General features: G+C 70.1%; 20 protein-coding genes and 2 pseudogenes. 9 read left to right on the top strand and 13 right to left on the bottom strand.

From position 1 onward, the window contains the following. From AB0M59_RS48060 to AB0M59_RS48040, 5 genes and pseudogenes are all read right to left on the bottom strand, one after another. A pseudogene (locus tag AB0M59_RS48060) lies at positions 1-322 on the bottom strand (fasciclin domain-containing protein); the annotation flags it as partial. Between the two features lie 113 nt (positions 323-435). Further along, on the bottom strand, positions 436-2,019 hold the full coding sequence (locus tag AB0M59_RS48055) for a molybdopterin-dependent oxidoreductase (protein WP_364629259.1): 1,584 nt from the start codon (positions 2,017-2,019) through the stop codon (positions 436-438). A gap of 506 nt (positions 2,020-2,525) precedes the next feature. Further along, positions 2,526-2,780 carry a hypothetical protein gene (locus AB0M59_RS48050; protein ID WP_364629256.1) on the bottom strand — a complete coding sequence of 85 codons (255 nt, stop codon included), beginning with the start codon at positions 2,778-2,780 and terminating at the stop codon, positions 2,526-2,528. Further along, the gene (locus AB0M59_RS48045) at positions 2,777-3,337 is read right to left on the bottom strand and encodes a Clp protease N-terminal domain-containing protein (protein ID WP_364629253.1); all 561 of its coding nucleotides are present in this window, start codon (positions 3,335-3,337) and stop codon (positions 2,777-2,779) included. Before AB0M59_RS48045 ends, AB0M59_RS48050 begins: the two co-directional genes overlap by 4 nt. Continuing rightward, positions 3,334-3,558, bottom strand: coding sequence for a helix-turn-helix domain-containing protein (locus tag AB0M59_RS48040; protein ID WP_364629250.1), 225 nt, complete (start codon positions 3,556-3,558; stop codon positions 3,334-3,336). Before AB0M59_RS48040 ends, AB0M59_RS48045 begins: the two co-directional genes overlap by 4 nt. Before the next feature lie 339 nt (positions 3,559-3,897). On the opposite strand from AB0M59_RS48040, the gene AB0M59_RS48035 reads away from it, so the two are divergent. Next, on the top strand, positions 3,898-7,032 hold the full coding sequence (locus AB0M59_RS48035) for a PA14 domain-containing protein (RefSeq protein WP_364629247.1): 3,135 nt from the start codon (positions 3,898-3,900) through the stop codon (positions 7,030-7,032). Between the two features lie 388 nt (positions 7,033-7,420). On the opposite strand, the gene AB0M59_RS48030 is transcribed toward AB0M59_RS48035, so the two are convergent. Together AB0M59_RS48030 and AB0M59_RS48025 are read right to left on the bottom strand one after the other, a co-directional pair. Then, positions 7,421-8,344, bottom strand: a complete 924-nt coding sequence (locus tag AB0M59_RS48030; protein WP_364629244.1) for an NADP-dependent oxidoreductase — start codon at positions 8,342-8,344, stop codon at positions 7,421-7,423. A gap of 106 nt (positions 8,345-8,450) precedes the next feature. Beyond that, positions 8,451-8,828, bottom strand: coding sequence for a MerR family transcriptional regulator (locus AB0M59_RS48025; protein ID WP_364629241.1), 378 nt, complete (start codon positions 8,826-8,828; stop codon positions 8,451-8,453). A 117-nt stretch (positions 8,829-8,945) separates the two neighbouring features. Between AB0M59_RS48025 and AB0M59_RS48020 the strand changes: the two genes are divergently transcribed. The 3 genes from AB0M59_RS48020 (at position 8,946) to AB0M59_RS48010 (ending at position 11,987) form a co-directional block, all read left to right on the top strand. Continuing rightward, positions 8,946-9,767, top strand: a complete 822-nt coding sequence (locus AB0M59_RS48020; RefSeq protein ID WP_364629262.1) for a helix-turn-helix domain-containing protein — start codon at positions 8,946-8,948, stop codon at positions 9,765-9,767. 66 nt (positions 9,768-9,833) lie between these two features. Further along, positions 9,834-10,424, top strand: coding sequence for a dihydrofolate reductase family protein (locus AB0M59_RS48015; protein ID WP_364629238.1), 591 nt, complete (start codon positions 9,834-9,836; stop codon positions 10,422-10,424). Between the two features lie 108 nt (positions 10,425-10,532). Next, positions 10,533-11,987, top strand: coding sequence for a M1 family metallopeptidase (locus AB0M59_RS48010; protein WP_364629235.1), 1,455 nt, complete (start codon positions 10,533-10,535; stop codon positions 11,985-11,987). A 34-nt stretch (positions 11,988-12,021) separates the two neighbouring features. Here the strand turns inward: AB0M59_RS48010 and AB0M59_RS48005 are convergent, their stop codons facing one another. Next, a complete protein-coding gene (locus AB0M59_RS48005) occupies positions 12,022-13,059 on the bottom strand; it encodes a hypothetical protein (protein ID WP_364629232.1) in 1,038 nt (345 codons plus the stop codon). 10 nt (positions 13,060-13,069) lie between these two features. Beyond that, a complete protein-coding gene (locus AB0M59_RS48000; protein WP_364629229.1) occupies positions 13,070-13,450 on the bottom strand; it encodes a hypothetical protein in 381 nt (126 codons plus the stop codon). Between the two features lie 447 nt (positions 13,451-13,897). On the opposite strand from AB0M59_RS48000, the gene AB0M59_RS47995 reads away from it, so the two are divergent. Continuing rightward, positions 13,898-15,139: a PHB depolymerase family esterase gene (locus AB0M59_RS47995; RefSeq protein ID WP_364629226.1), complete on the top strand. Its 1,242-nt coding sequence runs from the start codon at positions 13,898-13,900 to the stop codon at positions 15,137-15,139. Between the two features lie 51 nt (positions 15,140-15,190). Here the strand turns inward: AB0M59_RS47995 and AB0M59_RS47990 are convergent, their stop codons facing one another. Together AB0M59_RS47990 and AB0M59_RS47985 are read right to left on the bottom strand one after the other, a co-directional pair. Next, entirely contained in the window at positions 15,191-15,994 is an 804-nt protein-coding gene (locus tag AB0M59_RS47990) for an SDR family oxidoreductase (protein ID WP_364629223.1), read from the bottom strand. Continuing rightward, entirely contained in the window at positions 15,994-16,734 is a 741-nt protein-coding gene (locus AB0M59_RS47985; protein ID WP_364629221.1) for an SDR family NAD(P)-dependent oxidoreductase, read from the bottom strand. Before AB0M59_RS47985 ends, AB0M59_RS47990 begins: the two co-directional genes overlap by 1 nt. A 147-nt stretch (positions 16,735-16,881) precedes the next feature. Between AB0M59_RS47985 and AB0M59_RS47980 the strand changes: the two genes are divergently transcribed. Further along, positions 16,882-17,877 carry a sigma-70 family RNA polymerase sigma factor gene (locus AB0M59_RS47980; RefSeq protein WP_364629218.1) on the top strand — a complete coding sequence of 332 codons (996 nt, stop codon included), beginning with the start codon at positions 16,882-16,884 and terminating at the stop codon, positions 17,875-17,877. Here the strand turns inward: AB0M59_RS47980 and AB0M59_RS47975 are convergent. Beyond that, positions 17,810-18,472, bottom strand: coding sequence for a TetR/AcrR family transcriptional regulator (locus AB0M59_RS47975; RefSeq protein WP_364629216.1), 663 nt, complete (start codon positions 18,470-18,472; stop codon positions 17,810-17,812). The two genes, AB0M59_RS47980 and AB0M59_RS47975, sit on opposite strands and share 68 nt — an antisense overlap. 111 nt (positions 18,473-18,583) lie before the next feature. Between AB0M59_RS47975 and AB0M59_RS47970 the strand changes: the two genes are divergently transcribed. Together AB0M59_RS47970 and AB0M59_RS47965 are read left to right on the top strand one after the other, a co-directional pair. Then, complete coding sequence (locus tag AB0M59_RS47970) at positions 18,584-19,582, top strand: NADPH:quinone oxidoreductase family protein (protein WP_364629213.1); 999 nt, start codon at positions 18,584-18,586, stop codon at positions 19,580-19,582. Between the two features lie 146 nt (positions 19,583-19,728). Next, positions 19,729-21,336 (top strand): peptide chain release factor 3, encoded by a 1,608-nt coding sequence (locus tag AB0M59_RS47965; RefSeq protein ID WP_364629210.1) that lies wholly within the window; start codon positions 19,729-19,731, stop codon positions 21,334-21,336. A gap of 140 nt (positions 21,337-21,476) precedes the next feature. On the opposite strand, the gene AB0M59_RS47960 is transcribed toward AB0M59_RS47965, so the two are convergent. Then, complete coding sequence (locus AB0M59_RS47960; RefSeq protein WP_364629207.1) at positions 21,477-22,670, bottom strand: FAD-dependent oxidoreductase; 1,194 nt, start codon at positions 22,668-22,670, stop codon at positions 21,477-21,479. 202 nt (positions 22,671-22,872) lie between these two features. Between AB0M59_RS47960 and AB0M59_RS47955 the strand changes: the two are divergent. Next, positions 22,873-23,229, top strand: a pseudogene (locus AB0M59_RS47955) (DUF4142 domain-containing protein); the annotation flags it as partial. Between the last annotated feature and the right edge of the window lie 62 nt (positions 23,230-23,291).

Below are 23,291 nucleotides of genomic sequence, written 5' to 3'. Positions count from 1 at the left end.
TGGCCTTGACGGCCGCCACCAGCTTGGTCAGCAGCGGGTTCGTCGACGCGGCCGACGCGACCGGCTGCGGGCCCATCGAGTCGAGCGAGCCGGGCGCGGACCCCTGCGGCAGCTGCGAACAGGCCGGGCCGAAGACGTCGGCGTTGGTGGTCATGCCGTTCGACGCACCCGAGTCGGCGCTGGACGACGGTGCGGCCATCGACGACGACGGCGCCGGGGCGCTGGAGCTGCCCGACGAAGCGGAGTCGCTGCTGCCGCAGGCGGTCAGGGTGAGCGTGGCGGCCGCGGTGAGACCGATTCCGGCAATACGAAGGTTACGCACGAAAATCACTCCATGAGGTGAATGAAAGCGGCTGATCCCTTGCGGGAAACTCTCTGACTGCTGGTGATTCGAGGCTTGTCCCGGAACGGATTGGTCGTTCGGGGAAAGTTTTCTCAGGCGGCCGTGAAAGTGACGTTGTGCCAGCCGGTCGCGCCATCGGGCACCGTGCCCGCGCGCATGTCGGTCTGGGTGTAGCCGGACTTGTCGGTGGCGCGGCAGAACACCTGGTGGACACCCGACGGGATGTCGATTTCGGTCCACCACATCCGCCAGGTGTCGAGGTTGACCTCTTGGGAAAGCACGGTCTCCTGCCACGGTCCCTGGTCCATGCGCACCTCGACCTTCTCGATCCCCGTGTGCTGCGCCCACGCGACACCGGCGACGCGCACCTTCCCCACGGGCACGTTGGCGAACCCGCGGTGCGAGTCGATCCGCGACTCGGTCTTGATCGGTGCCTCGCGAGCCCAGCTGCGCTTGAGCCAGTAGGCCTGGCGGGCGTCCCACGTCGTGACCTCGATGTCCACGACCCACTTCGTCGCCGACACGTACCCGTACAACCCGGGTGTGACGAGCCGGGCCGGGAACCCGTGCTCCAGCGGCAGCGGCTCGCCGTTCATCCCGATCGCCAGCATCGCGCCGCGGCCGCGGTCCTGCCCCGCGGCGACCGGCGTCCCGGACGTCCAGCCGTCGACGCTCGTGCAGAACAGCTGCTCCGCACCCGGTTTCACGCCGGCCTCGGCGAGCAGGTCGGCCAGGTCGACGCCGATGAAGTTCGACGTCGACACGTAGTCGCCACCGACCTCATTGGACACGCAGGTCATCGTCACCGTCCGCTCGACCAGCGGTCGGTCGCGGATGTCGCGGTAGCTGTGCCGGATTTCGCGGTCGACCATGCCGTGCAGCCGCAGGCTCCAGTCCTCGGTGCGCAACTGCGGCACCGACAACGCCGTGTCGACGCGGTAGAACTTGTCGTTCGGCGTCACGAACGGCGGGGTGCCGAGCTTGGCGAAGTCCGCGTCGGCCGGGATCATCGGGGCCGTCCGCGCCGGAACGAGCTTGCCGACCGCCTCCCGGGACGCCGTGGCGTCCCTCGACGAACCGATCAGCTGACCGCCGAGACCGGCCGCACCGGCGCCGACGACGACCCCGGCGCCGCCGAGCAGGAACGCCCGCCGCGACGTGCCGGTCTTCTCGCCGGAACCGGCTTCCCGCCGGATGCGGGGAGCGATCCGGTGCAGGAGAAGGAAAACGACGATGCCCACGACCAGGCTGGCGACCGGCGCGAGCAGCGCCACCGCGGTCAGGTCGGGGCGTTCGAACACGGCGAAGGCACCGACCAGGCCGAACAGGGCGATGAGCACGGTGCCCGGGACGGGTGACCGTCGCGACAGGACTCCCGCGAGCGCGGCGACGCCCAGCATCACCAGAGCCATGCTGCCCAGCAGCACCAGCTTGTCGTAGGTGCCGAAGGTGCGGACGGCGAAGTCCTTCAGCTCCACCGGCGTCAGGTCGATCGCGCCGTTGCCCACCGCGAGGTAGGGCGAAGCGTTGACGCTGATGAACCCCGCCACCAGGTGTCCGGCCGCCAGCGCGGCGGCCAGCGCCAGGATGCCGGTGAACGCGGCGGCGAAGAATCGCAGCCGGACGCGCGGCGGTGCTGACGGGGCTTCCGGGGGGTCGAGCTCGGTGGCGGTCATGACCGGAGTTCGACGCGACCCGGTCGAAGTATTGGTCCGGGGTGTTTCCTCACCCGTTCGCGGATCCCCGCATCCGACGTCCCGAGTCGGTCCTCGAGTTCGTCGTTCGTCACGGCGCCGCGACTTTGCGATCCACTGTGGACAGCGATGGTCTGCTCCTCCGTGCGGGTGACCGGCTGAGTTTCTCGTCACAGCACCAATCCGCGCGGCCCGGCCGGGACGAACTCCTGGTGATGCGCCGCCGACCGCGGCACGTGACTCGGCGCCCGCCGGGAAGGACAGGTGCCATGACCGCCGCCCGCGCAGTCGCGCTCCGCCCCGGCATCGGTTCGGCAGTCCGCGGTCGACCGGCAGGACCGAGCCGACCGGCTGGACCTGCGCCGTCCCTACGACACCAGGACGAGCCAACACCGACCACTACGCGGTAAGCCGATTGCACAACGAGGCCTCCTCGACAGAGCCCGGTCGGATTGTCCTGGTGCCGGCGGCGGATCACCTCGGCGCAGTCAGCGTCTGGCGGACCTGGCCGACGACCACAGCAACACGAGAGAAACCACAGGTGCCACGACGGCCGCGGCACGCGCCGCGCGCACCGGGCGCCCGGCTCGCGGGACCGGGAAGCCCGGCGGCACCTCGGGCGTGACGAACCTCAGCCGCGCGTCGAGGTGACGCCATCGCGTCACCTCCAGGTACATGATCCGCCAGCTGCCCGCCCAGACCACGAGCGAGACCACCGTCGCCCACCGGGCCACCACGGTCACCCCGCCCGCTCGAGAATCGCGGCACGCAACAGCGGCGCCGAGACCTCCAGCGCCGCGAGGATCGGCGGCACCAGGCCCCCGTCGGTGGTCACCACCACGGCGGCGAGCCGCGACGCGCCGACCTGGCCCACGCCGACACGGCCGGACTCGTGCACGGCCGCCGTCAGGCACGACCGCGCCCGGCCGGTGACCGGCAGGTGCCCGGACAACCGGGCCCTCCGCCGCCGGACCGCGACCGACGACACCGGCGCCGCTCCGAACGACGCTTCGACGGCCTTTCGCACCGCGTCCAAGTCGATCCCGATCGTGGCCAGCGCCTCGGCGTCCAGGGTGTCGAACACGCTGCGCGGCCGGGCCAGCAACCGGACGGTCTCCGCGGAGACCCCCTCGGGGGTCACGCCGTGGTCCCTGGCCACCACGCCTTCCCGCCCCGGAGAGGACGCGACCGCAAACAGCAGATGCTCGGTACCCAGGCCCGGGTGCCGCAGCACCCGGGCGCGGTCCTGCGCCCTGCGCACCAGCGCACGCGCATCCTCGTCGAAATGCGGGTTCCTCATCGCGACCCCCCTACCCGCCGGCCGTGCTTGCGGTGCACCGTCTGCTTGCTGACCCCCAGCCGCGCCGCGATGTCCTGCCAGGACCACCCCAGGCGGCGCGCCCGGTCCACCTGCAACTGCTCGAGTTCTTCGGTCAGCAGCCGCAGCGCCGCCACGGCTCGCAGACCGACATCCGGATCGACACTCGCCGCACTCTCGGCGATTTCCGCTCGCGTCTCCATGCCGTCAGCTTATGCTGACACGGCATGGTCGTCAACATAAGCTGACACCCCGCTTGTCCCGATTGCGCCGGAACAGCCGGCCGAACACGCAGACCAGGTCGGCCCGTCAAGCTCCAGCCGGCGAACAGCCGTGACCGCGACGAGGGCGAGCCCGACACCGGCCCGACCCACCGCGCGACACACCTGCGTGCGCGAGCTCGCAACCACCCACGGTGGCCCGAACCTCGGCAGTCGGCCCTCAAGATACCGACGTTTGGCGGTACTTAGGAGTCCAACTTGTCTGATTGGATCCCCAGCAGAGCGTTTTACAACGTTGTAAAAATGAAGGGGATCTCGCCGATGAGAAGAGCCGCTTCCGTCCTCCTCGCCCTCTTGGTGGCGCTGGGCGTGGCGTCGGGAACGCCGCCCGCCGGTGCCGCCGAGCCCGTGCACGGCTTGAAGGCCGAATACTTCACGATGTCGGCGCCGGGTGCGCACGACTTCGCGAACCTGGCCGGGACCGCGCTCGACGGGGAGGTCGACCACGCGGACCTGACCTCGGTCTTCGGGCTGGTCGCCGGGCGCACCGAGAACACGACCGCTCGGTGGACCGGGCAGCTCGCCGTGCCGCAGACCGGCGACTACACGTTCTACGCCATCGGCGACAACGGGTTCCGGCTGTTCATCGACGGCGCGCCGGTGATCGACCACTGGGTCGGCGACTGGGACAAGGAGCAGACCAGCGCCCCGGTCACGCTGACCGCCGGCCGGCAGTACGACTTCAAGCTGGAGATGTTCCAGGACACCGGCGGCGCGAACATGTTCCTGCGCTGGTCGAGCCCGGCCATCGCGAAGCAGATCGTGCCGCTGTCGGCGTTCACGCCTCCCGCCGACTTCGCGGTCGTGCCGCGCACGGCGGACATCTCCCGGGACGGTCGCACGCTCACGGCCGACTTCGGCGGCCGCGTCTCGGGTACGAACGACTTGAAGGACCACCTGCGGATCGAGGTCGACGCGACGCCGATGCCGATCTCGTCCATCTCGACGAGCCGCACCCGGGCCACGATCCGGCTGGCCGAAGCCGTGCTGAAGGGCCAGCGGGTCACGCTCTACTACGACGGCGCGGGTGCGCTCGCGGTGGACGGCACGAAGGTCGGCAAGTCCGGACGCCTCGTCGCGAACGCGTCGACGGAACGCCTCCGGACGCCGTGGGGCGAGAACGTCGACACGCGCCACCCGTTGCCGGAGTACCCGCGACCGCAGCTCGAGCGCGACAAGTGGGTCAACCTCAACGGCCCGTGGGAGTTCTCGGCCGCGAAGGAGGGCCAGCAGCCGACGTTCGGCAGGAAGCTTCCCGAGAAGGTGGTCGTGCCTTACCCGATCGAGTCGCAGCTCTCCGGGCTCGAGCGGCACGAGGACCACATGTTCTACCGCCGCACGGTCACCGTCCCGCGCGACTGGAAGATCGGCGGCGGGCAGCGCCTCAAGCTCAACTTCGGCGCGGTCGACTACCAGGCCAAGGTCTGGGTGAACGGCAAGCTCGTCGCCGAGCACACCGGCGGCTACACGGCGTTCAGCGCCGACATCACCGACGCGCTCAAGCGCGGCGACGAGCAGGAGATCGTCGTCGCCGTCACCGACACGACCGGCCCGTACCAGCCCAAGGGCAAGCAGTCCCCCAACCCCGGCGGGATCTTCTACACGCCGTCGTCGGGTATCTGGCAGACGGTGTGGCTGGAACCGGTGGCGGACAAGGGCATCGACGAGATCAAGACGACTCCCGACCTGACCACCAGCTCGCTGGCGCTCAACGTCAAGTCCGCCGGCAACGCCACCGTCACGGCGGTCGCCAAGGACTCGCGCGGCCGTCAGGTCGGCACGGTCACCGGACCGGCGAACGCGAACCTGAAGCTGGCGGTGCCGAACCCGCACCTGTGGACGCCGGACGACCCGTACCTGTACCAGCTGGAGATCAAGCTGGGCGGCGACAAGGTCAAGAGCTACTTCGGCATGCGGTCCACCGGCATCACGAACGTCAACGGGACACCCAAGCTGACGCTCAACGGCAAGCCGTTCTTCTCCCTGATGCAGCTGGACCAGGGCTTCTACCCGGACGGCCTGAACACCGCGCCGAGCGACGACGCCCTCGTCTTCGACCTGAAGGCGCAGAAGGACCTCGGCTTCAACGCGGTCCGCAAGCACATCAAGGTCGAGCCGGCCCGCTGGTACTACCACGCGGACCAGCTGGGACTGCTGGTGTGGCAGGACTTCGTGTCTCTCGACGACGGCAACAACGCCGCGGCGCAGCAGGCGTGGCTCAGCCAGGGCCTGGAAGAGATGCACCAGCTGCAGAACTACCCGTCGGTCTACGCCTGGATCGTGTTCAACGAGGGCTGGGGCGAGTGGGACAAGACCGCGACCGGCCGGATCACCGACCAGGTCAAGGCCGCTGACCCGAGCCGGATCGTCAACGCCCACAGCGGGGTGAACTGCTGCGCCTCCAAGGGTGACTCGGGCGCGGGTGACGTCATCGACCACCACGACTACAACAACACCGACCCGGCCCACTCCGACGGCAAGCGCGTCGCGATGGACGGCGAGCACGGCGGCTTCACGCTGCGCACGCCGGGTCACCAGTGGCCGGGTGCGCCGATCGCGATCTACAGCGGCGTGGCGGACAAGGCGGCGCTGACTGCGAAGTACGTCGACAACACCCGCACGTTCTACCTCGGACAGGCTCGGGCCGAGCTGTCGGCGTCGGTCTACACGCAGGTCACCGACCTGGAAGGCGAGCTCAACGGGCTCTGGACCTACGACCGCAAGCGCATCAAGGTCGATCCCGGTCCCGTCCGCGAAATCAACCGGCGCGTGATCGAGGCCGGTGCCAACGCGGGCAAGCCCTACCCGTACGCGGGAAAGGCCGAGTGGAACCTCGACGAGCGCCGGGGAACGACCGCGAAGGACTCGAGCGGCGGCAACAACCCGCTGACGCTCACCCCGACCGGGGCGACGTTCAAGGACGGCGCGCTGCAGTTCACCGGCGGCTCCGCCGACACCTACGGCCCGGTCGTCGACACGACCGGTGACTACACCGTGTCCGCGAAGGTGCGGCTCGACGAGCTGCCCGGCAACTACGCGACCGCGGTGAGCCAGGACGGCCGGGAGCGGGAGAGTCCGTTCTACCTGCAGTACGGGCAGGGCGCGTTCGCGTTCAGCACGCCCGGCGGCAACCGGGCCCGGTACGAGGTCGTGCCGGAGATCGGCCGCTGGTACGAGCTGACGGGTGTCCGGGCCGGCAACGAGATCCGGCTCTACGTGGACGGCGTGAAGGTCGCGACGGCACCGGCCGGACCGGCGCTCGTCAGCACGGGCGCGTTCACGGTCGGGCGAGCCAAGTACGACGGCCGCAACGTCGACTTCTGGAGCGGCGCGGTCGACGAGGTCGGCGTGGTCGGCAAGGCGTTGACGGACGCGGAGGTCGCCCAGCTCTCCTGATGTCCTTCGTGCCGGGGACCGGCACACCTGCGACGCGGGTGCCGTGCTGCACATCGCGGCACCCGCGCCGCACCGGACGTCTTCCCGAGCATCCTCACGCTCCGCGAGCGGCTGCAGCAGACCGCCGGGTTCGTGACGTCGGCGAGATGCGAAGTGCTCACATGAATGACTTCGCGGCCGAAGACGGCAGCTATCACACGCACGTCTCGCTGACCCGGACGGCGATGTGGGCCGTAACGCCGATGAAGCGTTCCCGAGCACTCGAGTCTCGCAAAACGTGAGGCCCGGCAGCAGGGCAGGCTCCGAAACTCAACCCCGCCACAGCTATTGCCCGATTCCACGCGGTCAGGCTTTCGCCCCACGCTCAGCGTCGGCCGGCCGGCCGAGCTCACGTCACCTTGATGATGACCTTGCCCGAAGCGTGGCCGTTCTCGACCGTGGCCAAGGCGGCCGGTGCGTCGGAGAGCGGGTGGACCGCGGTGATCACCGGCGCGAGGATCCCGTCGAGCGCCAGCCGGGCGGAGCGCGCCAGGTTCTCGCGGTCCAGACGGCGCTCGACGAAACGGCCACCCAGCTCGGACACGGACTGATCGCCCACCGCGATGACGGTGCGGGGATCGCGTGCCAGCGGGGCGACCGTCCGCAGCGAGGCGCCGCCGACCAGGTCGACGATCCCGTCGAAGCCCGCCGGAACCAGCTCGCCGGCCGCGGCGACGACGTCCTCGGCGGTGTAGTCGACGAACCGCACTCCGATCGCTTCGGCCTGCTCACGCTTGGCGGCGCTGCCGGTACCGATCACCCGCAGCTCGCGCGCCGCGGCCAGCCGGGCGACCGCGAGGCCGACCCCACCGCCCACCCCGTTGACCAGGATCGTGGCACCGGCCGGAAGGCCGAGCTGGTCCAGCGCGTCCACCGCGGTCGTCCCGGCCACCGGCAGCGTCGACGCCACGGTCGGGGACAACCCCACCGGGGTGCGCGCGGTGTTCGCCGCGGACAGCACCGTCGTCTCGGCGTAGGTGCCGCCACCGGTGAGCGCGAAGCCGAAGACCGCGTCCCCCACCTCGAGCCCGTCGACGTCTTCGCCGAGGGCGAGCACGGTCCCCGCCGCTTCCATGCCCAGCACGCGGGGGAACGGGCGCCCGCCGTCGAGCCCGGGGACCAGCCCCGCGCGCAGGAGGTGGTCAAGGGGGTTCACGCCGGCGACGTGAACCCGGATCAGCACCTCACCGCGACCGGGGACCGGATCGGGACGCTCGAAGAACTCCTGCACCTCGGGTCCGCCGAACCTGCTGAAACCCCACGCCTGCCCCATTTTCCGCCGCCTTCCGGATGACCGGCCCGGTGCTTCCGGGCGTTGCGGCCATCCTCACCGCTCACACCGGTGTCAGGGGCAACCGGCTGAGGCGCGGGTCACAGCGTCAGGCCGCCCGGGTCGTCAGATCCGCCTGGTGTCGCCGATTGGCTTCGAGCACCACGTCGAGCGCGTCACGGGCCTCGACCAGGCGCGCGATCTCAGCGTCGATCCGGTCGCGCTCGCTGGTCATCGTCACGAACGCCTGCTCGACGACGCCCGCGTCGCCGGGGGTCTCGACGCACGGCAGCACCGACGCGATCACCCGGCTGGACAAGCCCGCGTCGAACAACTGCCGGATGAGCGACACGCGCTCGACCACAGCGTCGGAATAGTGCCGCTGCCCGGCGTCGGAGCGTGAACTGGTCAGCAAACCCTGCTCTTCGTAGTACCGCAGTGAGCGCGAACTCACGCCCGTGCGCTTGGACAGTTCGCCGATCCGCATACCCGAAAGCCTACGCCGCACGCTGTGCCCGCTATCGCGTTTCCGATCCACTTGCGACTCGGCCGGGCGCCCGTCCGGGACGTCGGCGATGCTGTGCACGTGGAGTACGTGTCCAGAGTGCCGCGACCGCCGCTGGACGGGTTGATCGACGACATCTACTACCTGGCGGGTGCGCCGCCGTACGCCCGGCTGACGCTGCCGCCGATGCCGGCGGCGTTCCTCATCGTCAACCTCGGGGCGCCGTTCCGCATCCGCGCCGGCACCGACCTCGAGACGGCCGAGTACGCCGACGGCTGCGTGGTCACCACGCCCACCCACGCGTTGGAGTTCGGCTACCCACTCCCGACCCGGTCCGTCGGCGTGCACTTCAAGCCGTGGGGGCCGGCGCCGTTCCTGCCGATGCCCGCGGCCGAGCTGTGTGACCGGCCGGTGACGGTCGAGCAGGTCTGGGGCCGGCCCGCCGTTGCCGAGCTGCGAGACCGGCTGGCCACAGCGGACGGACCGCACGAGATGCTGACGCTGCTCGAAGAGGAGCTGATGCGACGGCTGTGCGAGACCGCCGGCCTCGGGCTGGTCCGCCATACGAGCAGCGTCATCGCGGCGACCGGCGGGGCGGTGGCGATCGGCGACCTCAGCGCGGCAGCCGGTGTCAGCAGCACTCATCTGGCACAGCGGTTCAAGGAGCTCATCGGCGTCACGCCGAAGCGGCTGGCCCGCACCCACCGCTTCGCCGCCACCGTGTTCGCGATCGACCCCGCCGGACCGATCGACTGGGGCGGCCTCGCCGGTGGCGCGGGCTACTTCGACCAGGCCCACTTCGGTCACGAGTTCCGGGCGTTCACCGGGCTCACGCCGACCCGGTACATCGAAGTCCGGCGGCGGTTCCTGCGGGAACATCCCGGCCACGCGATGGACGGCTGGCCGCTGCCGGCCGATTGATTTCTTACAAGAGCCACAGCTCACGACACGCTAATTTCGGGGCACCCCGAAGCAGAGGAGAGCCCCGTGGGCAAGGTGGTCATGTACAGCTCGGTGTCGGTGGACGGCTTCGTCGCGGACGAGAACGACCAGCCCGGACCGCTGTTCGACTGGCTGGCCGGCGGTGACGTCCCGTTGGACGAGAGCGGCGAGCTGAAGGTGTCGCAGACCTCCTACGACTACACCCGGCCGTACTGGGACCGGATCGGGGCGACAGTGGTCGGCCGTCACGTCTTCGACATGACGGACGGCTGGGACGGGAAGCCTCCGGGCGGGATCGACCACGTGGTCGTCGTGACGCACCGGCCGGAGCCCGAGGGCTGGGACCCCGAGGCGCCGTTCCACTTCGTCGACGGCGTCGAGGCAGCCGTGGCCAAGGCGCAGGAGCTCGCGGGTGACCGCCTGGTCGAGGTCGCCGCCGGCGACGTCGGTGGCCAGGTGCTGGCCGCGGGCCTGGTCGACGAGGTGCGCATGGACGTCGTACCCGTCGTGTTCGGGTCCGGCAAGCGCTACTTCGGGTCGGTCCACGCGCAGCACCTGTTGGAGGATCCTGACGTGGCGATTCAGGGCAACCGGGTGCTTCACCTGCGCTATCGGGTGCGCCGTCGACCGATCTGAGCGGGTACGCGAAGAGTCCACTGAGAACGACGAACGCGCCGCAGCAGGGTTGATCCGCGCGTCGGATCGGTCCTACTCTTCAGCGTCGATGCTGGCCGAGGAGGACCCATGCGAAGCGCCCACCGTAGCCGTGGCCACTTGGTGATCATCTCTTGCGCGCTGTCCGCCGGTCTGCTGGCCGCGACGAGCCCGGCAGCGGATGCGGCGCCGGCACGACCACCGCGGTACTCCCCCGGTGCGCCAGGCGCCGGGGATCCGTATTTCCCCGACATGGGCAACGGCGGCTACGACGTCAGCCACTACGACATCCGCCTGGCGTTCAGCCCCCAAACCAAAGCGATCAACGCGACCACGACGATTCTCGCCACGGCCACCCAGGATCTCTCCCGCTTCGACCTGGACTTCCAGGGACCGTTGACGATCAGCAGGCTCTCGGTGAACGGCCTGAACGCCGAATTCACCCGCAGCGGCGCCCAGGAGCTGGTGATCACCCCGCCGTACGGTCTGCGGAAGGGCAGCGCGTTCGTCGTCTCGGTGACCTACGCCGGCGTCCCGCAGAAGATCGACGACCCCGCGCTGGGCGTCTCCGGCTGGGTCACCACGAAAGACGGCGCGGTCGCACTCAACCAGCCGATCGGCGCGGCGACCTATTACCCGGTGAACGACACCACCAACGACAAAGCGACCTACACCCAGACCATCACCGTGCCGACCGGACTCACCGTGCTGGCCAACGGCGAACCCGGGCCCACCACCACGCACGATCACCAGACCACCTTCCGCTGGTCCATGAACCGGCCGATGGCCAGCGAGCTGAGCATGATCGCGATCGGCGACTACGACGTCACCCGCGGCGTGGCGGCCGGTGGCCTGCCGAACATCACCGCGATCGGCAAGTCGATCGACACCAAGCCCGGTCAGGGCAAGGTGTTCAACCAGACCACGGCACAGATCATCCAATGGGAATCCTCGATGTACGGGCAGTACCCGTTCGACTCGACCGGCGGCATCCTCGCCGACGTCGGCGTCGGCTACGCCCTCGAGACACAGAGCCGGCCGGTCTACGACCAGAGCACCAGCGACGTCGACGGCGACCTGCTCGCCCACGAACTCGGCCACCAGTGGTTCGGCGACAGCCTCACTCCGGTGCACTGGTCGGACATCTGGCTCAACGAAGGCTTCGCGACCTACTCGGAATGGCTCTACCAGGAGAAATTCAACAACGTCCCCGTGCAACAGACCTTCGCGAAGGCCTACGCCGACGAGAAGGACTGGAGCGGCGAAGTCGCCGACCCCGGACGTGATCGCATCTTCGACGATCTGGTCTACAACCGCGGCGCGATGACACTGCAGGCGCTGCGCACGAAGATCGGCGACCGCGCCTTCTTCGAGGTGCTCACGCTGTGGCCGACGGCTCACCGATACGGAAATGTCTCGACGCGGCAATTCATCCAGTTCGTCGAGCGACTGACCAACCGCGACCTCGACTCGTTCTTCCACACCTGGCTCTACCAGCCCGGCAAGCCGGCACTGCCTCCATCAGCCCGGTCAGCCGGGACGTGATCTGCCGTCGCCGCTCGCTTCTGAACCTGCCCGCTCAGGCGATCTCCGGCGCCGTCCCCGTCCAGGACGGCGCACCCAGGTCTTTGTCCGCGACGATGAACTTCTTCCGCATCTCGTCGATGAGCGCGTCGACCTCGTCGGTCGTGCGGTGCATCAACTCGTCGGCCTGCTGGAGAAAACTGTAGAGCGTGCCGTAGAACCCGCCGGGATCGAGATCCTTGTTGCCGTTGTCGCTGAGCACTTCGACCATCTTGTCGGCGATCACGAACGGGACCATCGGACCGGCGGTCACCAGGTCGACGATTCCGCGGTAGGTCTTCCACCCGGTGGACAGGCCGACAGCGCCGTCGCCTTCGGCGTCGAACTTTTCGAGCTGGTCCACGCACGCGCCCATCAGGCTGTTCAGGTTGAACCGGGCGCCGTGGATGATCGCGCCGAACCGGGTGAGCGACTCCGCCAGCACCGTGAGCGATGACGCACGGAAGTTCTCGTACCACTCGTTGATGGTCGAACACCGCGCCTGCGCTTCGTGGGGCACCGAACCGGGTGGCCCGCTCCAGTGCTGGGCCCACCACCCGTTGCCCACCTGCAGTGGTTCGAGGAGGCCGTACTCGGTCAACGCGCGTCCGGAGGCGCGGGTGTTCTCGAGCGCGTTTCCCGCTCGCTCGATCCAACCGCCGTCCTGGATGGCGAGCGCTTCGGGGTGGTCGCGGTCGGCGTAGCCCTTGACCGTGCCGACGTCCTGCCCGCTGAGGATTTCCGCGTGGCTGAAGAACTCGGCGACGCTGAGGTCCCGGCTGCCGTCGCCGTGGACGGACCCCTGCATGATCGGGTGGAGAGTGCAGTACGCAACCGAGACCGCGACGTCGTTGGTGGCCGAGCGCAGTTCCGTCGGGTCGTAGATCGGGTCCTCGTACTGTGCCCACCTCGGCCCCCACGGCGGCCCGTGCTGGTCGACGACGCTCAACGCCTTGAGCATGCCGTGCAGGGCCGGTGCGTAACCATGGCGAAAAACCGGATCGAGATCGGCGACCGGGCCGCCGTCGTCTTCCGTGTACCACCGTTGGGCCATGTCGGTTCCCCTACTCCGGGTTCAGCGTCTTGGCGATCGAATCGAAGGTCTGGACGTTCTGCGCCTCGGCTCCTTCGTACGCTTGGGCGGACTGGAGCATCCGATCGCGCAGCCCGCTGAGGAACTCGACGAATTCGCCCTCCTCGTTGACGAAGTCCGTCATCTTGAGCGCGAATTCGTGGGCGAACCGGAGCAAGCCCTCCTGGAACTGTCCGGTCTTGCCCCATCCGCCCTTCAACGCGCCCTGCTCCGATTCGACGGCGATGTCGCGGAGAAGACTGTGCTGCACCTGCAGGTAGTCGATCACCCCGCCCCCGTCACCGAGGCCGTCGCCGCCGAGCACGCCCGTGCCGAACCTGCGCAGCTCCGGCATGTCCACAACCAGGTCCACGATTTCCCCCTGAAGTTCGGTAGCACCCGAATCAGCCAGGCTAGCGGCCGGATGGGTGTTTTGCAGCGTTTTCGTACGATTGCCACTCGGGCTTCGGCTCCTCGGACGGCCTCGCGCTATCGCAGGCCATCCCGACGTGCCTGCACCGCTCAGCCCGGGCGACCGTCCTTTTTGGTCCGATCACCGCCGTCGTCCCGCGGGCTGCAGCAGCACGCAGCCCGGCGTTGGCGAGATCGCACCATCGCCCTGCCCCGGCGTCCAGCCGGCTAGGGGTGTCGGTGTCGACGCAGAGGCGTGGACAACGAGCCGGGGCATGATCGAAGATGGTTCACACCACCATCCCCTCACGCGCCGCTCGGATCGACGGCGGCGCGCTCGGTCGTCCGCATGACGCTCCACCGGCTCCACCTGACTGTTCCGAACGGAGACCCACCACAAGGAGTTCGCATGGACAAGGTGTTCAGTCGCCGCACCATTCTGGTCACCGGCGCGGGCCTCACCGCCGGCCTGACGTTGCCGGGCGTCGCCCACGCCGGCGGGGCCGGCAGCGTCGGCTTCGTCCTCGACGCCGAAACACTCGACGGCGGAGAACAAGTCACCTCGCTCACCCTCGACACCTCCCGGACCGGCCCGATCGACCCGGCGAGCCTGACCACCACCACCTTCAGCGTGCACGTCAAGGCCACCAGTCCGATCGACACCGGCGGCCAAGACATCGGCTACGACCTCGACCGGCCCGTCACGGCCGCGCGGCTCGACCGCCGCGGGAACATCGTGCTCGAGCTGAGCCACGGCGAAGGCCAGACCGGCGGCGGCACCCTCGGCTACATCAACAGCAAAGGCCGCAACGTCCGGCTCCACCTCGTCTACACCGTCACGCAGAACGCCCCCGTCCGGCAGCGGCACGGTCGCCCGGTCACCTTCACCCGGTTCGTGCAAGGCCGGCTGACCAACCCCGAAGTCGACGCCTTCAGCTACCACACCTCGCGCTCCGGAATGAAGTACCGGCTGTACTCCCCCGCGTCACGACACGGCCTGCGGCCCTTGATCGTCTGGCTCCACGGCGGCGGTGAAGGCGCTTCCCTGCCTGACGACTACTACGACAACGAGACCACCTTGCGCGCCAACCGCGGCGCGCTGGGCTTCGCCACCCGGGAAGCGCAAGCGATCTTCGACGACGCTTATGTGGTGGCCCCGCAAAGCACGTCCGCCTGGATGGACGACGGTCCCCGCTTCGCCCCGCTCATCCACGAAATCATCCGGGACCTGCTCCGCACGCGGCCCATCGATGCCCGACGCGTCTACGTCGTCGGCTGCAGCAACGGCGGCTACATGAGCCTCGAGATGACCACCGTCTACCCCACCACGTTCGCCGCGTCGGTCCCGATCTGCGGAGTCGTCACCGCCCGAGAGGAGGGCGACCCGCCGCTGATCCCCGACGCCGAGCTGACCGCGATCAGCACCCCGACCTGGCTGGTCGCCTCGCGCGACGACGACACGGTCGACCCGCAGGCCAACTCCGTCCACGCGCACGAACTCATCCCGCACTCCGAACTGACGCTCTACGACCACGTCATCCGGAACGGCCACCAGTTCCCCGGCCACTGGTCGTGGATCTACGTGGCCCGCAACGACCCGAGCGTCCACGGCACCCACGTCTGGCAGTGGATGGCACGGAAACACCGCTGAGGCGACCACCTACCCGGGGGAAGGCTGTCCGGACAGCCTTCCCCCGGGTGCTCAGTCGGCGATCAAGCCGCCGGTGAGGTTGGCGACCGCCCCGGTCATCGCGCCGGCGCGGTCCGACGCGACGAAGGCGGCCACGTCGGCGACCTCCGCGACCGTCGGCAGCCGCTTGCGCAACGTCAGACTCGCCATCCGGTCGTGGAACGCGTCCCGGCCGATGCCGTAGGCGGCGCCGTGCAGCCCGTACACCTCGGTCAGCTGCGGCGTTTCCGGCATGCCCGCCGCGTTCAGGCAGACGACCCGGACGCCCTGTGGTCCGAGTTCGGCGGCCAGGCCCCGCGACAGCGCTTCGATCGCGGCCCACGCCGGAGCCATGCCGCCCATCAACGGGACAGCCGTCCGGGACGGACTCGCGGTGATCGTCAGGATCACGCCCGCTCCCTGGCCGGACATGCGCCGTGCGGCGGCCCGGGCGGTCAGGAAGTTCGCCATGGGATAGGTGCCCATCGGCAACGCGAAGCCGTCCGGCGACAGGTCGACGAGCCTGGTGCCCTGGATGCCTTTCTGGGGAAGGCTGGTCGCGTTGATGGAGATGTCGAGCGAACCGGCCGTCTCGGCCACCGCATCGGCGTGGGCTTCGACGGCGTCCTCGTCCAGCACGTCCACCGTGGCGACCTCGGCGGAACCGCCCGCGGCCCGGATCTCGTCCGCCACCAGCCGCAGCGTGCCGGCGGTGCGCCCCGCGAGGAAGACCCGCGCGCCCTCGGCGGCGAACGTCCGGGCGATCGCGCTCCCGACAGCTCCGCCGGCGCCGTAGACGATCGCGTTCTTCTTCGGCAGCAACACGCTGGTGTCCATCACGCGACACCTCGTTCGCCATCGGCGGGCACCGTTTGCAGGAGTGCCGCGTTCTGGCGTTCGAGCGCCTTCACCGCTCCACCGCGCCAGCTCTCCGCGACCTGAGCCGACAGCGGATCGGGGAAGATCTCCTCCTCGCCTTGCTGCACCCCGTCGAGAATGGCTCGCGCGACGGACTCCGGAGCGGTCTTCGGGATGTCCCAGTCCCGGATCATGTCGGTGTCCACGGGCCCGGGCAGGGCGACGTGCACGGTCACGCCCCGGCCGGCCAGCAGGACCCGCAGGGACTGGGACAGCGAGAACGCCGCCGCCTTCGAGATCGCGTAGGACGGGGTGATCGGGACGGTGGCGAGCGCCGCGAGCGACAGCACGTTGACGATGGCTCCCCGGGAACGCGTCAGCGCGGGCAGGAACGCCCGGGTCACGCCGTAGGTGCCGAACAGGTTCACCGCGAGGTGCTGGTCGAGTGCGGCAGGGTCGGTGAGGTCGTCGGGCAGAGACACCCCGGCGTTGTTGATCAGGACGTCGAGAGGGCCGATGCTCTCGACCGCGGCCTGGATCTGCGCCGCGCTGGTCACGTCGAGCCTCACGGGCGTGACGCGCTCATCGGGGTGCGGCGACGGCGTGCGCATCCCGGCATACACCCGCTTCGCGCCGCGCTGCAAAGCTTCCTCGACCAGGGCACGACCGAGGCCGCGGTTGGCCCCGGTGACCAGAACCGCTCTGTCGGCGATTGTCATTCCGTTCTCCTGAACATCCGGCCGCCCTTCATGGGCGGTTCGGAAAGGGCAGACACTGGGCCGGTCCGGAACTGGGCGCGCCGCCAGCGCCCAGTTCGCGGCGCCGCCGGTGTCGATACCGGGAGAAGATCCGAACGGAGGTGCCTGATGTCGGCGGAACTGCTCCAGCGGGCGCGCGCCGGAGACCGGGACGCGTTCACCGCCCTGGTCGCGCCGCACCGCGCTGAACTGCACGTGCACTGCTATCGCATGCTGGGCTCGCTCCAGGACGCCGAAGACGCGCTCCAGGAGACGTTCCTGGCCGCGTGGCTCGGCCTGGCCGGCTTCGAGGGGCGCTCGTCCCTGCGGACCTGGCTGTACCGCATCGCCACCAACCGCTGCCTCAACCTGCTGCGGTCGTCCGGGCGGCAACCGGTGAACCGGACGGCGGCCGTGCCGCTGCCGGAGCCGACGCGCCTGGGCGAGGTGCTGTGGCTGCAGCCCTATCCCGACGCGCTGCTGGAGGACGTCTCCGATCAGGCGCCGGGGCCCGAGGCCCGCTACGAGTCCCGCGAAGCGATCTCGCTCGCTTTCGTCACCGCCGTCCAGCTGCTGCCGCCGAACCAGCGCGCGGTGCTCCTGCTGCGTGACGTGCTGGGCTACCGGGCCAAGGAGACCGCCGAACTGCTGGGCCTCACCGAGGACGCGGTCACCAGCGCCCTCAAGCGTGCCCGCGCGACGATGAACGCGTCACGGTCTCCGGAGCCGTCCCCGACCGGTGGGCCCGGGGAGCGAGCCCTGCTCGACCGCTTCGTCGCGGCGTTCACCGAGCTGGACATCGACGCACTCATCGCGCTCATGACCGACGACGTCTGGGTGCGGATGCCGCCGCTGCCGTTCGAGTACCGCGGGAGCGAGGCGGTGCACCGGTTCTTCAGCGCGATCAGCGTTCACCTGAGCCGGATCGACCGCATGGTGCCCGTCGGGGCGAACCGTCAGCCCGCCTGGGGCGAGTACGTCGGCGACCGCGTCACCGGCGGCTTGCACCTCGCGGGGGTCATCGTCGTCGGCTTGGCCGGCGACCGGATCAGCGAGTTCACCCGTTTCGACACCGCGACCGCGCCCCACTTCGGGCTGCCACGAACACTTCCGGCTCGGACGTGAGCGCTTCCCAGGCGGCCATCGCACAGGTGATGACCGTTTCCAGCTCGGCGCGGGTGGCGCCGTCGCGGGCTTGGATGGAAAGGCCCTGCACCACCGTGGCGTAGTAGCGCGAGATGGCCTCGAGGCCGGCTGGCGACGCGGCGAGGTCGCCGTCGGTCACGCCGCGGGCGAGCCGGTCCTCGATCGTGGTGCGCATGTCGCGCCGGAGGTCGGCCAGGAACTCGCGCACCTCGTGGTTTTCCACGGCGCCGGTGGGCGCGGCGAGGATGAGCATGCAGTAGTGCGGCGTGCCGGGGCCGGTGATCTGGTCGGCGGTGGCGCGCAGCATCGCGTGGATCGCGGCGCGAGCGGTCGGCTCCGCACGCAGCGCGCGCCTCGGCGGTTCGCCCGACGTTGTGCCGTAGAGCGCCATGACCTGGCGGAACAGGTCTTCCTTGCTGCCGAAGCAGGCGTAGATGCTGGCCGAGGCGATGCCCATGGCCTGGGCCAGGTCGTTGAGCGACGTCCCCTCGTAGCCGCGCTCCCAGAACAGGTCGAGCGCCTGACGCAGCGCGGTGTCCGGGTCGAAGGTGCGCGGCCTGCCGCGAGTGGCCATCCAGCATCCTCCCGGACTTGTTGGTCGTTCGACCAAGTTTACCTTGACCGGCGTCATCGCCCGTGACACGGTTTGTTGGTCGTTCGATAAACAACCTGGGAGCCGATCTTCATGAGCCTTCCCGCCACGATGCGTGCCCTGCGGCAGACGTCCCTCAACGGCCCGCGGGACCTGCGCCTGGTCACCGACGCGCCGGTCCCCCGGCCGGGCCCGGGCGAGGTCCTGGTCCGGGTCGCCGCCGCCGGCGTCAACTTCGTCGACCTCTCGCAGGCCCGTGGCACATTCGCCGGTGGGCCACAGCCGCCGTACATCGCCGGTATCGAAGGTGCCGGCGAGGTCGCCGCCCTCGGGGAGGGGGTGACCGGGCCGGAGCCCGGCTCCCACGTCATCGGCGTCGGCATCACCGGCGGGGCGTTCGCCGAGTACGTGGTGCTGCCCGCGGCCGCCGCGCTGCCGGTGCCGGCGGGCTGGGCCGACGAGCAGGCGCTGGGCCTGGTCGTCAACTGGCCGACCGCGCTGGCCGCGCTGAAGCCGCTGGGTGGCCTCACCGCGGGACAGACCGTGCTCGTCCACGCCGCGGCCGGCGCCACCGGCCAGGCCGCGGTCAAGATGGCGAAGCACTACGGCGCGACGGTGATCGCCACGGCCTCGCCCGGCAAACACGACGCCGTCCGGGCGCTGGGCGCCGACCACGTCCTCGACTCCCGCGGCACCGATCTCGCCGCCGAGGTGCGGCGGCTGACCGGCGGCGCGGGCGCCGACCTGGTGCTGGAGTCGGCCGGCGGCGCCACCCTTGACGCGAGCTTGGCCGCGGCCAAGCGGGTCACCGGCCGGGTGGTCGTCTACGGCCTGGCCGGCGGAGAGGCCCCGATCACGAACTGGGACCTGGTGTACCGGCACCAGGTCCACCTCATCGGCTTGAACATCGGCGTCCTGATCCAGGCCGCACCGCAGGTTTTCGGCGAGGTCATGGGTGAACTGTTCGGCCTCCTCGCCGCCGGAGTGCTCTCCCCCGGCCGGCCCAGCACCTACGACCTGGCCGACGGACCGAAAGCGCTGACGGAACTGGAAGCGCGATCCACCACGGGCAAGCTGGCCCTGCTGCCCTGAACCGCCGCGGTCAGGTGCATGTCCGCGAGCAGGAGCGTCATGACCCACGGTCGCCGGCCCCAGGCCGACGGGTGCCGTCGTCGCGAGCGATTCCGACCCTCGACTACTCTCGCGTAAGGATAGCTTTCTGATCGCTGCGAGGACGTGTGACTGCAGGACGAACGACGCACCACCGGACCGACGACGTCTCCGGGCAAGCGCGACGACGGCGGACCTTCGCGGTCATCAGCCACCCGGACGCGGGCAAGTCGACGCTGACCGAGGCGCTCGCGGTGCACGCGAAGGTGATCGCCGCGGCCGGCGCGGTGCACGGCAAGGCCGGCCGGCGCGGCGTGACCTCGGACTGGATGGAGATGGAACGCGCCCGCGGGATCTCCATCACCTCCGCCGCGCTGCAGTTCGCCTACGGCGACACGGTGATCAACCTGGTCGACACCCCCGGGCACGCCGACTTCTCCGAGGACACCTACCGGGTGCTCTCCGCGGTCGACTCCGCGGTCATGCTGCTCGACGCCGCCAAGGGCCTCGAACCGCAGACGCTCAAGCTGTTCGACGTCTGCCGCTACCGCGGGATCCCGGTGATCACGTTCGTCAACAAGTGGGACCGGCCCGGCCGCGACGCCCTCGCACTGTGCGACGAACTGGCCGACCGGATCGGCCTCGCGGCGATGCCGGTGACGTGGCCCGTCGGCCCCGCCGGGCACCTCCAAGGCGTGCTGGACGTCGACCGCGGCGACCTCATCCGATACGTGCCCGCGGCCGGTGACGCCGCGCCGGACGTCCGCCTGGACCGCGCGGAGGCGGAAACCGAGCTCGGCCGCGAGTGGACGCGAGCTCGCGAGGAGGTGGAGCTGCTGGAGGCCAGCGGCGGCGAGTTCGACGTCACCCGCTTCACCGCCGCCACCGCGACCCCGGTGCTCTTCGGCGCCGCGGTCCGCGGGTTCGGGGTCCGGCGGCTGCTGGACCTGCTCGTCGACGTCGCCCCGCAGCCCGCTCCCCGCCGGGACGTCGAGGACCGCGTCCGTCCGCTGGACGCCCCGTTCTCGGCGTTCGTGTTCAAGGTGCAGACCGGCATGGACCCGGCGCACCGCGACCAGGTGGCGTTCGCCCGGATCTGCTCCGGGGTCTTCGAACGCGGGATGGTCGTCACCAACGCCACCACCCGGCGGCCCTTCGCGACCAAGTACGCCCAGCAGATCTTCGGCCAGGAACGCTCCACAGTGGACACCGCATACCCCGGCGACGTCGTGGGCCTGGTCAACGCCACCGCGCTGCGCGTGGGCGACACCCTCTACACCGACAAGCCCCCGGTGCGGTTCCCGGGACTGCCCAGCTTCGCGCCGGCGCACTTCGCCGTCGCGCGCCCGGCCGATCTGGGCCGGGCGAAGCAGTTCCGCAAGGGCGTCGAGCAACTCGGCGCCGAAGGGGTCGTGCAGGTGCTGCGCTCGGACCGCCGCGGTGACGCCGCACCCGTCCTGGCGGCGGTCGGGCCGATGCAGTTCGAGGTGGCCGCGCACCGGATGGAGCACGAGTTCACCTCGCCGATCCGGCTGGAGCACCTGTCCTACCACGCCGTGCGGCGGCTCGCCGACCCGGCTCAGCGTCCGCTCGTCGACGCCGGCCGGCGCAGCGAGGTCCTCACCCGGCTCGACGGCGCCGACCTGGCCCTGTTCGGCGAAGAGATGGACGTCCGGCTACTGCAACGCGGAAACCCCGAACTGGTGCTGGAGTCCCTGGTCGCCGAAGGCGGCTGACGTCCGCCGGGCGTCAGCGTGCAGGACGTCCCTGCGACGCCGGCTCGCACGATCGTTCTGGGTCAAGACCCGGCGCTCGGCGCCGAGTGCTTCGAGAGCCGTCCGCTACGTGCGGGCGGAACCGACCCGCGTGATCCGGTTCATCGCGGGGCGCCGGCCGAGGCACGGTGGAGGTTCGTGATCACCGCGGTCGGCTTGCCCGCCAGCACGCCGGCGACGTAGCGGTCGAGCACCGGGACGCGCGCCAAGTGCAGGGCAGTGCGGCGGATCCGCAGCTGCGTCGGGTTCGCCGGCAGGAACCAGCGGGCGCTCCGCCGCGCGACCTGTTGCTTCTCGATCACGACCGGCCGGAGCAGGCGTTCGTATTCGGCGAACGCCTCGCCGATCGACCCCGAGCGGGCGAGTTGCTCGCCAAGGGCGTAGGCGCCGGCGATGCCGAGGGACGCGCCCTGCCCGGCGATCAACGAGACGGCGTAACCGGAATCGCCGACGAGTGCGACCCGGCCCCGGTGCCAGGCCGGCATCTCGATCTGGGCGACCTGGTCGTAGTACACGGCCTCGGCGGGCGGGCAGCGGCGGAGCGCGCGTGGCACCAGCCAGCCCAGCGAACCGTACTCGGCCCGCAGCGCCGCCCGGGCGTCGCCGGGCTGCGCCGGGTCGTCGGTCCGGTGGACCGCGAACGCGGCCACCTTGCCGTCGCGCAGCCCGTAGAAGCCCATCTGCCTGCCGATGGTGTCGGTCAGGCAGAACCGGTCCCCCACCGCCGCGTGGATCTCGGGATCGGCGAAGACGAAAGCCGCGGTGTGGAAGCCGAGGAAGCGCAGGAAGCGGCCGTCGTCCCCGAAGACCAGGCGGCGCACCGCCGAGTGGATTCCGTCGGCTCCCAAGAGGATGTCGGCCTCCACCGAGGTGTCCCCCGCGGTGGCCCGCACCCGGTCGCCGAGGTCCTCGACCGCGGTCACCGGGGCGCCGAACCTCAGGTCCACGGTGGACGGCAGTTGCTCGCGCAAGGCGCGTTCCAGGTCCGGGCGCATGATGCCGCACAACCGGTCCCGGAGGGTGCGGGCGAACGTCGTGTACCGGATCGCCGCGCGCCGGCGGCCGTGCTCGTCGAGAAGACTCGCCTCATCGACGCGATAGGCCAGCTCCCGGATGCGGGGCAGCAGGCCCATGGCCTCGGCCGCGTCGAACCCCGCGCCGAAGAAGTCGATCATGTACCCCTGTTCGCGCGGGGCGGGCGCGCGCTCCAGCACCACCACCTCGGCGCCGTCGCGGGCGAGCTTGTTCGCCAGCGCCAGGCCGGTGATGCCGGCCCCGCAGATCGCCACCTTCATCGGTGCGCCTCTTCTCATCCCGGCCGGCGCAGTGGAAGACCGTCAACGAGCAGGTTCCGGGCGTTCGACCTGTACGATCGCCCTGGCCGACAGCAGATATGCTAGCACAACTGTTTACTAATACAACAGTTAGCTTCCTGGTAAATTCGGGGACCTTGCGCCGGGAACTTGTTCGGCGAAAGGAGCGCTCCACCAACCCGCCGTCCAGGAGGCCGCCCGGACGATCATCACCCAGCACAAGGACCTCGAGAGCCGCGACACCGACATCAGCACCCGGATGGGCTTGGCCGTGCCGGGTGAACCCGCCCCCGACATGCAGGCCGGGATCGACCGCATGCGGGGCGAATTCGGGGAAACCTTCGAGCGGGACTACGTCAACACCTTGCGGAAGGGCCACGCCGAAGCGCTGATCCTCGTGTCCACGGTGCGCGCCGACACGCGCAACAGCCTGGTCCGGCCGTTCGCGGACCTCGCGGGCGGCTACATCAAGACCCACATCAACCTGCTGGAGAAGACCGGCGACGTCGACTACGCGCAGCTTCCGGTACCAGGACTGTGAAGGAGGCCGGCCACCCCGGACATCGGGTAGGACGGCTGATCTGCGCGGCCTTGCCCCCGTCG

This window comes from Amycolatopsis sp. NPDC051371 (assembly GCF_040682155.1).
GTDB lineage: Bacteria > Actinomycetota > Actinomycetes > Mycobacteriales > Pseudonocardiaceae > Amycolatopsis.
The sequence above is the reverse complement of the archived record's forward strand: the minus strand, read 5'-3'. Positions and strand labels throughout refer to the sequence as shown.